This is a genomic window from Arenibacter certesii DSM 19833 (genome assembly GCF_000429545.1).
In the GTDB taxonomy this organism is placed as follows: Bacteria; Bacteroidota; Bacteroidia; order Flavobacteriales; family Flavobacteriaceae; genus Arenibacter; species Arenibacter certesii.
In genome coordinates, this window is record NZ_AUCB01000041.1 from 1 (window position 1) to 13,525 (window position 13,525).

11 protein-coding genes and 1 pseudogene are annotated in these 13,525 nt (G+C 38.2%); 4 read left to right on the forward strand and 8 right to left on the reverse strand.

Features of this window, described 5'->3' with window-relative positions; all coding sequences use genetic code 11:
* The 6 genes from G466_RS22380 to G466_RS0116505 form a co-directional block, all read right to left on the reverse strand.
* On the reverse strand, positions 1-699 hold a 699-nt coding region (locus G466_RS22380; RefSeq protein ID WP_034235992.1), incomplete at its 3' end, for a hypothetical protein.
* A 51-nt stretch (positions 700-750) separates the two neighbouring features.
* Entirely contained in the window at positions 751-3,207 is a 2,457-nt protein-coding gene (locus tag G466_RS22385; RefSeq protein WP_051315727.1) for a TonB-dependent receptor, read from the reverse strand.
* Between the two features lie 285 nt (positions 3,208-3,492).
* Positions 3,493-3,747 (reverse strand): hypothetical protein, encoded by a 255-nt coding sequence (locus G466_RS0116485; RefSeq protein WP_026814636.1) that lies wholly within the window; start codon positions 3,745-3,747, stop codon positions 3,493-3,495.
* A 55-nt stretch (positions 3,748-3,802) separates the two neighbouring features.
* Positions 3,803-5,302, reverse strand: coding sequence for a S10 family peptidase (locus G466_RS0116490; protein ID WP_026814637.1), 1,500 nt, complete (start codon positions 5,300-5,302; stop codon positions 3,803-3,805).
* Between the two features lie 175 nt (positions 5,303-5,477).
* Positions 5,478-6,011 carry a GNAT family N-acetyltransferase gene (locus G466_RS0116500; RefSeq protein WP_034235994.1) on the reverse strand — a complete coding sequence of 178 codons (534 nt, stop codon included), beginning with the start codon at positions 6,009-6,011 and terminating at the stop codon, positions 5,478-5,480.
* Between the two features lies 1 nt (position 6,012).
* Positions 6,013-7,821, reverse strand: a complete 1,809-nt coding sequence (locus tag G466_RS0116505; RefSeq protein ID WP_026814639.1) for a M61 family metallopeptidase — start codon at positions 7,819-7,821, stop codon at positions 6,013-6,015.
* Between the two features lie 123 nt (positions 7,822-7,944).
* Between G466_RS0116505 and G466_RS22390 the strand changes: the two genes are divergently transcribed.
* The 4 genes and pseudogenes from G466_RS22390 to G466_RS22395 all read left to right on the forward strand — a co-directional run.
* Complete coding sequence (locus G466_RS22390; protein WP_308427551.1) at positions 7,945-8,706, forward strand: aminotransferase class I/II-fold pyridoxal phosphate-dependent enzyme; 762 nt, start codon at positions 7,945-7,947, stop codon at positions 8,704-8,706.
* Positions 8,707-8,854: 148 nt separating this feature from the next.
* The gene (locus tag G466_RS0116515; protein ID WP_026814640.1) at positions 8,855-9,241 is read left to right on the forward strand and encodes a putative signal transducing protein; all 387 of its coding nucleotides are present in this window, start codon (positions 8,855-8,857) and stop codon (positions 9,239-9,241) included.
* A 4-nt stretch (positions 9,242-9,245) separates the two neighbouring features.
* Positions 9,246-9,854, forward strand: coding sequence for a dethiobiotin synthase (gene bioD, locus G466_RS0116520; RefSeq protein ID WP_034236001.1), 609 nt, complete (start codon positions 9,246-9,248; stop codon positions 9,852-9,854).
* Positions 9,855-9,946: 92 nt separating this feature from the next.
* Positions 9,947-10,668: pseudogene (locus G466_RS22395) on the forward strand (beta-ketoacyl synthase N-terminal-like domain-containing protein); the annotation flags it as partial.
* Between the two features lie 112 nt (positions 10,669-10,780).
* On the opposite strand, the gene G466_RS0116530 reads toward G466_RS22395, so the two are convergent.
* On the reverse strand, positions 10,781-12,865 hold the full coding sequence (locus tag G466_RS0116530) for an ATP-binding protein (RefSeq protein ID WP_026814642.1): 2,085 nt from the start codon (positions 12,863-12,865) through the stop codon (positions 10,781-10,783).
* Between the two features lie 87 nt (positions 12,866-12,952).
* Positions 12,953-13,375 carry a response regulator gene (locus tag G466_RS0116535; RefSeq protein ID WP_026814643.1) on the reverse strand — a complete coding sequence of 141 codons (423 nt, stop codon included), beginning with the start codon at positions 13,373-13,375 and terminating at the stop codon, positions 12,953-12,955.
* Positions 13,376-13,525 lie beyond the last annotated feature (150 nt).

A 13,525-nucleotide genomic window follows, 5' to 3' on the forward strand; every position in this document is an offset into this window, starting at 1 on the left:
AGCGCTTAAAAACGCCGCCTGGGGGTCTATTACATTGTCCCAAATCTCTACTAGGCTGAGCTCATACTCCACATTGGTGACATTGATACTCCTAGGGGTCCACTGAAAAATAATGTTCTGCGGATTGGTCTCTGCGATATTGGCCCTGTTTACAGGTGCTATCAAGAAGGCCGGTTCGTTTTGGAAAATAACGCTGACCGCACAGCTTTTTTGTGAGAGCTGTTTACCGGTAGTAGCATCCAACACTTCAAAACAAAATTGATAGGCACCTTCAGGAATGGCTTTACCATATACGTTGGGTGAAATACCCGTAATATTTTCAAATTTAAAATACGGCGCCAAGTCTACATTGGTAAGGACTAATGGACTTCCTCCTTCCAAAAAGAATGGACCTGCCCCTACCACCATATCGTTGCTGCGGAATTGGATACCATTTCCTTGGAAGTAGGCCCGCAGTCGCACTTCCCTATTGGCGATTTGAAAATCGTTCAGGATCAGCTGCACACGTAGGGGACTATTTATGGTACTGGCATTGGCATATTCGGAGAAATAAATGGGTGGAGGAGGAGTGGCCTGAGGAATTACCTGTACAGGAAAGGATTGGGAATAGGCAATTCCTTGGTCTCCAAAAAGTTGCATCAAGAAAATCACTAATATGATAAGTGATTTTCTGATTAATTTAATTCCATCATTATCCATATTTCTGTTCCTGTAAAATGATCTTCATGGCATTTATTCTATAAGTGCCTATCAATTCTTATTTATATATCTCAACTTATAGGCATCAGGGTTAACCGTGCCAATGGATTTTTTATAGTAATAATCAATTATTTCGTTTTCTAATAAGTACTCTAGCTCTTCTAAATCTCCATTTTTCTCGTATAATCGGTATGCATTTGTTGTAATGTGAGCCATAAATCCTTTTAAATATCCATAGGGTGTTTCAACAACCTCTATGGAATTATATTGAGCGAATTCTTTCTCCATCCATCGGTGACCAAATAATTTCTGACTCCGTTCTTTGTGATCTGCTAATAATAGGGTGTAATCTCTTTGTTCTTCTTCAGTGGTTACTTGAATGTCTGGGTTTCTGGTTAGAGGGTGTTCATCCCGCTTAACCTTAGTCTCTACGAAAAGCTTTTCCAGCGTAAAATCAATTTTTCGCATGTCTAGTTTAATTCCAGTTATCACACTATAAAGGGAGGCATTTAATAGGGCTTTAAAATCTCCATAATCGTACAAGGCTTGTAAAAATGCTAATGCCTTTTCTTTATATTCCCCGACGTTTCGCTGCTCTTTTACCAGGGCCAATAACATGCCTAATTCATCCTTTTTATATAGTGGAATATTGGCGAATTGTGGACTTTGGAAAACAAGGGTCAATTGTCGGTTAATTTCTGGAATAGTGCCACTATAAGAGACGTTTCTATAGCGAAATTTAAGGGTGCTTTCCTTGGAGCTGCTGTTGCGATTTTGGGTATTCCGATTTCCCTGCTGAAATTCTAACTTAAAATTGTCAAAGGAATAACTGTAGCCAAAGGTGAGAGTAATATCACGAGAGCTTTTTAAGTCGGTTTTCCTAAATAGTGCCATAAAATTAAGGCTGAGGTTATGCTTTTTTAATAGCGCATAATTGCTGCCTAATCTTAGATTATACACCTTGTTCTGCTGCTCTCCATTGGCAAAGGAGGTATTATAGGAAGTAGAAAGATTAGCTCGCAGTTTTTTGTCAAAATAATGTTTTCCCACAGCTATAGTCGGGCCCAAGGTTAGACTATTATCTGTTGCACCTATGGTATTATAAGAGGTGTTTGCTGCCAAAGTCACCGTCATAGCGCGTTCTAAATATCCTAAGGTATATGCTGCAGAGCCGTTGTAGAAGGCATTATTTCCGCCCTCTATAGTCTGACCTTCTTGTTGGTTGTTTGAATTTTGATAGACCATATTAAGACTAGCACTATGTTGGTGGCCTTTGGTCTTTTTCACCATATAGTTAAATCCGAGGTTGGCATTTTGTGAAATCTGTCGGTAGTTTAAAGTATCCAAGTTATCGAACTCCCCAACTTGATTAATATAATCGAACTGATCGCGGATATTGGTATAGGATTGAAAATTGGAGTAGGCGGCATTGATCCCCAACCGTTCCGATGCCGTATAATTTAGGTTTACTGAACTTACAACACGTTGTTGGTCCGATGTTTTGGCATTGTCTAAATTATCCTTTTGCAGACCCGCATTTACACTAAGGCTCACCTTATTATCAAACAAGGTCTGACTAGCGTTTACGGTAATGTTTTCCAAGTCGTTGTTAAAATAATAAGCGCCTAACGTCTTATATTCTGGGTCTATACGCTCATATCCAACCCCCAATGTGCCATTACCGGCGGGATAGCTAAACGAGGCGTTTAACGCATTGTAATAATTGGTGGTGATATTTTCCTTTAGTATAAAGGCTAGTATGCCCTTGGAGGATGGAGCATCTGTGAGGCGAGTATCTTCGGTAACTCCAGAAATAGCATATTCTATTCGGATTTGGGCTTTGTCCAATAACCGGAATTCCGACTCAAAGGAAAGCACGGCATTTTCTTTTGGTGATAGCCCTAATTCCATTGGAAATGGATTCTCAATGGAATTTTCATCGTCCTCTGCTTTAAAAAGGATGACTCCTAGTTTCATGAATTCAAAATCATAAGCGGTCTTCACTCCATATCCCATACGTTTGTAGGCGGTTATTGCCCGTGGCGCTTCGGAATTGTATTCCGTAGCTTTTAAAAACCTTCCATACATGGCGCTGATTTGGAACTTTCCTTCGGGGTTCAGTTCAAAGCCTCCTCCAGTAAACTGATGTCCGCTTAAAGTATAGGGGGAGAAACTCATGCTTACATCGCCAATATGGGCGGTGGCCCATTTGTAGGAAGGGTGGAGGCTTAATCTGTTAAAGTTAAACGGGTTGGGAAAATTGAAATTTTGATTGGAATAGGTGAATGATAATGGGATACTATAGAGTCCGGCTACATTAAAATTTAGGGCTCCAGTAAGGAAGTAGGTCAGGTCTTTTCTGTTGGCGGTACCATCATAGTAGACTGCATTTGCGGCCACTCCACCATTATATCGCAACCATTTTTCCTTATCCAGCTCGTCAAAATTGATGCTCTGGGAAAAACCAAGCGAACAGAATAGTAAAAAAGGTGCTAATGATTTTGACAATATGATGTCCTTTAATCATAAAAAAAGTTAAAAAATTAATAATTTCCTAATTTGTTCGCTGAAATACCATTTAAAATTACAAATAATTCAAATGAGGTGCGTTGTAAATCTTTTAGTCTTAAAATTTAGCTGATGTTGAATGTGAAAAACAATAGTGAGATTTTTTGATTTTCGGGGAAAGTTCGCCTAATATTACCTTAGCGCTCACATTGGGCGGACTTCATACCTATTTCTGTCAGTATATATGAGTGAAGTGGAATAGTGAATGCCCATAAATCTCAGAAGTTAATCAAGTTCGTTATTTGACTGTGGTTGTTTTTTAAACAGATACGAGACCCCAAATTTGAAGGAAAGGAAAGTCAAAATAAAACTTAGTAGCCAGGGTATAAAGTAACCTACAATCCTGCCAAGATTAAAGGCGGTTATTTCTGCTGAAATTAATTCTATTAATGCAGGTTTTGAAGCCAATAATGCTTTACCAATCAATATTGAGAGAAAGACCGCTATAATTAGTAATATAGCATCTTTTAATTTTCTCATTGTTTTAGTAATTGCAATTAGTCTACAGCTAATTGATATTAATCATTTTATAGCGCTATTTTTTTCTAGTATACTGTGCAGGCGCACCTTCTTTAGGGGTAGCTTCTTTAATAAATTCCCTGATATGTTCATTAGAGGTAGCCAAGTCTTCGCTTCTAAGGTACATCATATGACCGCTTCTATATCCTTTCCAGCTCATACGATCCTTTAATTTTCCGCTAGGATCCATTTGCCATAGGTTGTATTTTGAGTTAAAGTAATCTGTTCCTCCATCATAATATCCTGCTTGTACCAGTAATTTTAAATAAGGATTTTGTGCCATGGCTTTACGAAGATCTTCTGCAGTTGTATTGTTACTCCTATCCCAAGGATGTACGGGGCCGAACATATTATATTTTAGGTCTGTCTCATATTTGAGATGATTTTTCATATAGTAATTAATTGCCGGTGTAAAGGAATGTAACCAACTGGTAAGCTCCGCTGAATAATCTGGATGCTCACCAGCATCCATCTTATCTATTCCAAGATATCTAGAGTCTAGCCTTCCTACGGTAAAGCCCTCATCGCGAAGTAATTCTTTCCAGAAAAACCCTTTTGGGATCCTTAAATTATGTTCTAAAATTACTTTTTCGGACAACCCGGTATATCTCGCAATCTGCGCCGCAACGTTCATTTTCTCCTGTTGGGAAAGAAAACCGCCCTTGGCTATTGCCGGAATTAATTCGTTAACAGTATATTCTTCCACTTCTGGTAACATATCGGTTAAATCCTTCCCTTGAAGATCCGATGGTAGTTTCTTAAAATACCAAGCTGTTGCCGCGTAATAGGGAAGTAGGTTAGCTGCTTCAACTGCGGTGCCACGTTCTATCCCTAAACCGGTTGGTGAAACTAGGATAACACCATTTAAATACATCCAGTGTGAGTTCTGCAATTCTAAGGATAGTCCGGATACCCTTGGCGTACCATAACTCTCCCCGATTAAATATTTTGGAGAGGCCCATCGGTTTTCACGGGTTACAAAGGTATCTATCCAACTGGCTAAATATTTAATATCTTGTTTTACTCCAAAGAAGTTTTTTGCCATTTCCCCTTTATCCATAGTGGTAACCGCACGGGAATATCCCGTGTTTACCGGGTTTACATATACAATGTCTGCAACATCTAAAATAGAATGGGGATTATCTTTAATTCCATAGGGTTGTACGGGGTAACCTTCATCATCAATGGAAAGAATTTTAGGACCGGTATAGGCTATATGCATCCAAACAGATGCTGATCCGGGACCACCATTAAAGGAAATAACAAGGGGTCTTTTGGACTTGTCCGTAATACCAGATCGCTCGTAAAAAGTGTAGTGGAGCCCTGCAATAATTTCTCCTTTATCATTCCACACTGGCTGTTTTCCAGTAGTGGCCTTATATTTTACCGGTACGCCTTTTATGATTACCTGTCCACTGGTGGTTACCGTAGTATCCATACTGGTATTTCGCTGTTGCGCATTTAGGGAGAAAGTAAAAATGCTAAAAACTAATACGATGGCGTAAATTCTATTCATTGTAATTCCTTTTGATGCCTAAAGATAATAATCTTTTATAACCCTACTTGTTTGTAAAAAATTCAGATGAAGGTTGGTTAAATGGGCATGTTATAACCAAACTAGCTATTATCCCTCACAATGATGGGGTGGAAATATTTTAGAACAATATTTTATGTCTTGTTCATCTCTTAGCTCATTGCAATTCGATTAATTTCCATTCATGTTTGCCTGATACATAAGTCTTTAAATCGGTAAACCCCACGGCATAATGGGCATTTAAAGATCGTGGATTGCTAGTGTCCACTTCGGTGATAATGCGCTTATATTGTGGGGGGAGGGTTTGCTTCATTGTTTTATATAGCTCACGGAATATCCCCTTTTTTCGGTATGATTTGTCAATGCAAATCTGTCCCATAATTATATAGGGGTCGGGAGGGGGCAGTAAGCTGTTTATTTCCGCAATCATTGGTTTTAGAATTTCTATCTCTAGACCAAAGTTTGGGTGCATACAAAGGGCATAGCCTACAACTACAGCACCATCTTTGGCAATGATGTGCGGACAAACAGCATTCATCCTATTTAGTAATTCCAAATTATGAGATACGGTAACAAATCCCTCTTGCGTCTTCTCTCCCGAACTTAAATTTTCTGGAGAATTCTTGCTCTGCAGACTTAAAATCTGTATTAGTTCGCTTTCTTTGGTGCAAGTGGTGGTTACGATGCCCATATTATTCCACTTTTAACCAATCTCTTCTATTTTTCAATACCTTCTTACGAGGTTTATCACCTTCCTTTTCAACTAACTGAATGCCGTAAGCAGGATTCCCCGTTAAAACTACAGTGGTAGTTTTTGGAACGCCGTAACGATTATAGGCTACTTTTAGAGTATCCCCAACCTCAAATTGGGATATAAAATCGTTGAAGGATTGATTTGACGATAATGGGGTGTTATTAACAGTCATTATTACATCTCCTCTTTCTAGTCCTGCTTGGTAAGCAGGAGTGCCTATTTGGGTGTTGCGCTGAATGATACCCGCTCCAAATTGGTTAATAGCTACACTTGCTCCAAAATATGGCTGTTCTGTAGCCTGTTTTAAGGTCACTCCAACTGTTTGAAACAGGTTTCCATAATTGGGCATTTCACTTTTATAGATATAGTAATTAAAGAAATGGTCTCCAAACTCTTTTCCGGCATACTTCACCAACGTTTGGTGTAGATCATCTATGGTATAGGGGGTTTCACTTTTACCAAAGGTTTCCCAGACCAATTTGAAATAATCGTCCAGATTTAGTTTGTTTTCTCTAAGCGAAAGGTCTAATGCTAAACCGAGCATGCTGCCATAGGAATAATAAGAGATAAAGGTATTTTCCCTATTTACGGGGTCTACAGAAGTGGCGGCATCTACAAATGGTGCCTGATAACTCATTTCTATAGGGTTAAAAAACTGACGCCCTGGGGAATTCCAAACATAATTAAAAGTGCCCGTAAGTCCTTCTATATATTCCTCTGGGGTAATAATTCCGGCTCTACAAAGTATTAAATTGGTGTAATAGCTAGTGAAACCTTCAGCAAACCATAGCTCCCCGCTCATATTGGCTTCTGCATAATTAAAGGGTTCCAAAGATTGTGGGCGTATGCGTTCTACATTCCAAGCATGAAAAAACTCATGCGAAACGGTACCAATATTATTTCTCATTCCGCCTTCTGCCAAGCCTTCTCTATCGGTAAGGATGGTAGAGTTTCGGTGCTCCATGCCGTCTCCGGAGGCATTAGGAATATAACAAGCTAAGAAGGTGTACTTTCCAAAATCAAAATTAGGTAGTTCACCAAATACATCTTTTTGTGCTAGGACTATATTCTTCACCTGTTCAAAATAGGTGTCTAGCTCTGCTTCCGTACCGTTGTGGTGCAGTACAAACTCAACCGTTTGGGTTTTGCCATTTTGCTCTACTTCAAATTGGCGAAGAGAAAAATCGCTGATTTCTATTGGACTATCCATAAAATACTGGAAATCGGGGGCTCTAAATTTAGTGTCCGATAGTTTTTCCAACTGTGTGGCCACTTTCCAGTTAAGGTCTTTCCGCACATCAACGTCAACTACAATTTCGCGTTCTGTCAATTGAGGGGAATAGATAAATGTAGCAGGTATGTTTAAGTGGGCATGGGTCTCATCTACTTGGGCATAAGTCCCATCGCCCCTATCGGCATAAAGGGTGTAGCTAACATTAACTTCCCCGTTATGGTCGGTAATATTCCATTGGTAAGGGTTGGGTCTATGGATATTTAATAGTTTTCCATTACCATCTGTAGCCTTAAGGTTATACACGTTTTTGGCAAATTCGTGAATGGCATATCGGCCGGGGGAAGAGCGTCCCATTCGTACGGAAAAGACTCCGGCGTCCAAATTAGTGAAGGATGCTTTTATCTCTGCTTCGTGGTGAATAGCATTGTCAAAGGAAATTTGATATTGTATTGCTTGTGCCTGTAAGTTTAACGTGAAGATCAGGGTCATAATTCCCAAAAAAATATTTTTCATATGGAAATGCTTTATTTTAGAGCTTTTATGGAGGAGATTTTTTTAAAATCCTTCTGCTTGCGAATATACTATTAAAACAGGAAATACTACATTTGAGATATGGTGGAATTCCCTGAAAATTTCATGGCCAAATTAAACGAAAGACAAGAAAACAATGTCTTTCGAAAACTGCCGGTATCCAATAAGCTAGTCGATTTTTCTTCTAATGACTATTTGGGTTTTGCTAAAAACGAAGCTATTTTTATCTCGGTTTCGCAGTATCTGGTAGACAAGGGAATAATGGCCAATGGCGCTACGGTATCCCGATTGTTGATCGGTAATTCTGAGCTTTATAATGAGCTAGAAGATTATTTGGCAAACTTTTTTAGATCTGATTCGGCCCTAGTGTTTAATTCCGGTTATGATGCCAATATTGGTTTTTTGCTGGCACTTACCGAGCTTCGTTTGGACCTAAACTGCTATTTGGTGGTAGATGAGGCCCATGCTATTGGTGTATTTGGGGAAAATAGTAGGGGGCCTTTGGTTGAATGGAATGTTGAAAATCAAAGTTTTGCTAGGATCGTCACTTTCGGTAAGGCATTGGGTTGCCGCGGAGCTACTATTTTGGGAAGTAAGGACTTAACGGATTATCTGGTAAATTTTGCCCGAAGCTTTATTTACACCACAGCTATGCCGCCACATGCACAAGCTACGGCTTTGATAGCTATTACACAGCTGTCTCAATCGGAAGTAGAACAACTAGGGTTGAGAGCGAATATCACTTTTTTTAAGTCTAAATTAAACGAATTAGGCATTAGTGATCATTTTGTGCCTAGCAATTCTGCCGTTCATTGTTGTTCGGTAAAAGGAAACGACCAGGTAAAGGAATGGGCCTTAACCTTATAGAAAAATGGGTTTGATGTAAAGCCAATTCTTTCCCCAACGGTACCGGAAGGGAAAGTGCAATTACGATCCTGTTTGCATAGCTTTAATACCAAGGAGGAGATTAATAAATTATAGTCCACATTGTCCAATTTGTTTTAATCGAAAATAAATGAAGAACCCCGAGTTTTATACGCTAGCTACTTTTGAATATGTAGCTGACGTTCAGATTCTAAAAGGACGATTAGAGTCGGACGGGATACCGGTATTCTTGAGAGATGAATACACCCTTAATTCCGATCCCATGATTAGTAATGCTATTGGGGGAGTGAAACTTCAGGTGTATTATTCTGATAAGGAAAAAGCCACCGAAATATATAATGATATACGTGCATACGCAATTGATGATGAGGGAAATCTAAGGCGCTGCCCAAATTGTAAAGCACAAAAAATGGAGACCTATTACAGTAGGAAAGGTCTGTTTTATAAACTTTTCCCCTTTTTTGAAATAAGAAAGTATAAATGTTTAAATTGTGAATTCATAACCAAACCCCAGTAAAATGATGCAATTTTTTGTTACCGGAATATCCACAGGAGTGGGCAAGACTATTGCCTCTGCTATAATAGTAGAAGCATTGGAGGCAGATTATTGGAAGCCAGTACAGACTGGAGAGGATAAGGATAATGATACTGTTGTGAGATTGATATCTAATTCTAAAACGGTAATCCATGAAACTAGTTATGCCCTAAAAGCTCCCTTAAGTCCACATGCAGCTGCTGCTTTGGAAGGAGTTTATGTAGATCCTAATAAAATAGTGGAGCCAGAAACAGAGAACCATCTAGTGATAGAGGGAGCGGGAGGGGTATTAGTACCTTTGAACGATTCGGATACTATATTAGATATTATTATGCCCAACTACAAGGTAATCGTAGTGTCTAGGCATTATTTGGGAAGCATTAACCATTCCCTTTTAACCATTCAGTGGTTGCAGAATAAAGGATATGATGTGGGAGTAATTTTTAGCGGTGATCCGGATCCCGCTACAGAGGATGTGATTGTTAATAGAACCAAGGTTACTGTAATTGGCAGAATAAAAGAGGAGTCCTCATTTGATAAGGGAACAATTAAAAAATATGCAGACGAATTTAGAGATGCTCTTTTGGCAATGTAATCCCTAATAGATTCACAATTACATCTTTCTAGAAAGCTAGGAGCTGGTTCTTATCCTTTTAAAATGAAATACCATCTAGGTTTAATTTTTGGCCAGAGATATCTCACTCTATCACCTGCTCCACGGCCTTACATTCCTTATTAAACGGAGTAGCATGGTTGCGTAGCGGTATGGCCAGTAAGTTCTTGGTTGGTGGTAGTGAAGCGCCGTTAACGCCCTTTACTATAGCGCAAATGAGAGCTTTAAAAGTGTACTCTAGATCTGTAAGGCAAGGGGTTGATTATCCGTGTATAACCTTAAAGTTAGACAAAAAGCAGAATACTATGGTATTGGGGAAGCGGCATCTATGGCTTGTTTGGAAACAAAGCAACAAGGAAATTCGCTTGCGAAAATTATAGGCTTGGGGTTTGCAACGGAAATCTTGGAACACAATATATCCATCTCTTCCAATGCAGAATGTTTTCAGCGATCTATGAGAAGGGCATTTGGAGATTTAAATCCATCGGAGGTAGATGCAGTGGTGCTGCATGCTCCGGGAACTATAAAAGGGGACTTTTCCGAGTTCGCAGCTATTGAAAAAGTGTTTGGGCCCCATTTACCGGCATTAACAACGAATAAGTGGAAAGTAGGCCAATCCATTGGAGCTTCCGGGATGTTGAGTCTAGAATTGGCAATTTTGATGATTCGGCACCAGGAGTTTATTCCAGTTGTATTTGTGAATTATAGTCACCTTCCAAAAAGGATAGATAAGGTAATGATAAATACAGTATGTTTTGATGGTAATGCTGTAAGCATTCTAATAGAAAAGGTATAGGGAATAGATACTGTATTTTAAATCTAAGTCCGCCTCTTGTGTCCTCATTATCCCAAGAGAGAAATTAGAAATGAGCTGCTTCATTATTGTTGCAAATATAGAAAACACTCCATTAAGGATATGATGGTAGGTTTAATGTAAAAGCAGTGCCTTGGTTTAAGTTGCTTTGTACTTCTATAGAGCCGTTTAACGCTTCAACCTGCACTTTTACCAAATACAGTCCCAGTCCTTTTCCGCTATCGGTGCCGCTTAATCTTCCATACATGTCAAAAATCTTTTTTCTGCTAATATCATTGAGGTCCATTCCTATTCCATTATCGGAAACTATTATCTCTATGCCTCCAATAGAATTTGGACTAGCGCTAACATTTACAATAAGGGCTCTGTCCCTAGATTTGTATCTTAAGGAATTGATTATCAGATTATAGAATATATTGGAGTAATAGCTTCTTAATCCATAAACATGAATAGAAGAATTAAAATTTAGATTAATGTGGGCATTGGTTTTCTTAATTTCGGAAGAGATTAAAATTATAACGTCCTCTATAATTTTCTTTAACACTATTCTTTCGAGATCGCTTTTAGAAAAGCTTTTTAAGGATAGCGAATGATTTAAATCCTTAATGGTACCATCTAATTTATCAACTGTAAGTCCCACCATTTCTACTATCTCATCTCTTTTAGAACTGTTGCTTGCATCATATAGTTGCAATAAACTTAATATAGTAGTAATGGGCCCCCTAACATTATGGGATATGACATATACAAAATTTTGTAATTCTCTATACTGTCGTACCAACTGCTTTTTGGATTTTTCAATTAGAGTAAGATCTTGAGTGGTGCCTGTAAGTTGTATTACCGCATTGTTCTCGTCGCGATATACCTTTCCCATGTGACGCATGTATCTAATACTACCATCTTCTAGGAGTATTCTATTGGAAATAGTAAAAGTATCCTCGGTCTCAAGGGTTTTAAATAAGTTCCTAAATTCTTTTTTGTCCTCTTTATGAATTTGGGAGACAAAAGCCTTATAGGTTGGCGTAAAGGAGTTTCTGTTCTTTCCGAATATGGTGTACAACTGATTAGACCATTTTATCTTATCGCTTGTTACGTTCCATTCCCAGCTACCGATATTGGCCCTATTTTGGGCCTCTAATAATGAGCTTTCACTTTCTCTTAATTTTCTCAATGTTTTTACACGGTGCGTAATATCTCTTTTATAAATGCTACAACCGGTCACTTCATTGTTGTTATCTCTAATTGGGTTGCAGGTTAGTTCAAAATAGAAAACTTTATTACTCAATACTACCCTTTTTTCAATGGAGAAATATTCTCCTGCAAGCGCTCTGTCATAATAAACCTTCTTGTTATGGTGATTTTCTGGATCATTTGGGTAGTCAAGTATGCTCTTCCCAATTTGTGGCAGATTACCATAATAGGTGGTTCTATGCTCCTTATAGGCAGAATTATAGAAAATAAGGTTGTAATTTTTGTCTAATGTCCATATTTGGTTCTTAGTGCTCTCTATTATCGCATGTAAATGTTCGTACTGGAGTTCTTTTTCTTGGGACAAGATTCTAACCGAATCAATTATATTTTTTACATATAATTGATAAAGACCCCAAATCAATAAGAGGAAAATAATGATAAGAAGGATAATAATTTTTTTAAAATTGGAAAGTTGAAGCGCCAAATCCGCTTCTAGGTTGGTGACAATAGCATCCATGCCCAGAAAATAGCTGCGACCTAGATGATCTATATGCTGTAATTCTTGGCTGCTCAATTCGGTAATATCTGTTCTCCTGGAAATATTAAATAACTGTTGATGATAAGGTGTTATCTCTTTTAAAATACGATCCAAGTCATTGGAAAGTACAGAGGTGTGTAAACCGGAACTGCCATCTAGTAGGGAAAGATGCGTTCTGTGCCAAGCTTGCGCATTCTTCTTCAGTTCATTTAAATGTTCATCGGATATCTGCGTTGCATATATTCCTTTGATGATTTTTTCGCTCAACATCCTTTGTTTTCCTGTAAGGTTGATGATTCTCACATCGTAACCTCCCTGGGTAAGCGTTAAATATATGCCACTTACTAGGAGAAAAGCACAGAGGAAAATTAAGGCAAAGCTTGTAGTGATTGATCTTTTAATGTTGGAAAATGATGGTTTTGGCTTAAAAAGAGGCGCTTTATTATACATGTAGGTTAAAGAGGTTGGTAAGCGATTATGAGGGCCTAAGCCATGAACCCGATAGATGGGTTATTAAAGAATCATGTTTTTTGAAAACTAATACTGTACTTCCAATTGTAAATAATTCTCCTTTAATTCCTTAAGTTTATTGGAGGTAATTGGTTTGGCGATATAGGTGCGTACAAGGGGATGGTTCTCACCTCTGGAAATATCATTTGAATCTATGGATGAGGATACAATAATTATATCAAAAACTTTAGTGTTGTTTTCTAGTTCCGCAACCTTGTCCAAAAATTCGAATCCTGTTATTTCGGGCATATTCAAATCTAGAAACACCAAAATCTTAAGGTTTTCTTGCTGGAGAAGATTTTGAATGGCAATTATTGCATTGAGTGGATTTAAGTACGACGTAATGTTCTTTGCAGCGATATGTCTTTTGACAAGAAGTTCATGAACATGGTTTATGATACTGTCGTCATCAATAAGGATGATATGGTCAAAAAATAAATTGTCTTTCATTTTGGGGGGAATTTAAGACTACATGTTTTATTTTTTAAAATAAAATTTTATTTGAAAAAGGGAGTTCAATACTGCCCTTATATATGCACACTTTTTTTGATTATCTACTCTTTACTACAGCGCTAAGCCGTTCAAAACTACAAGGATAAA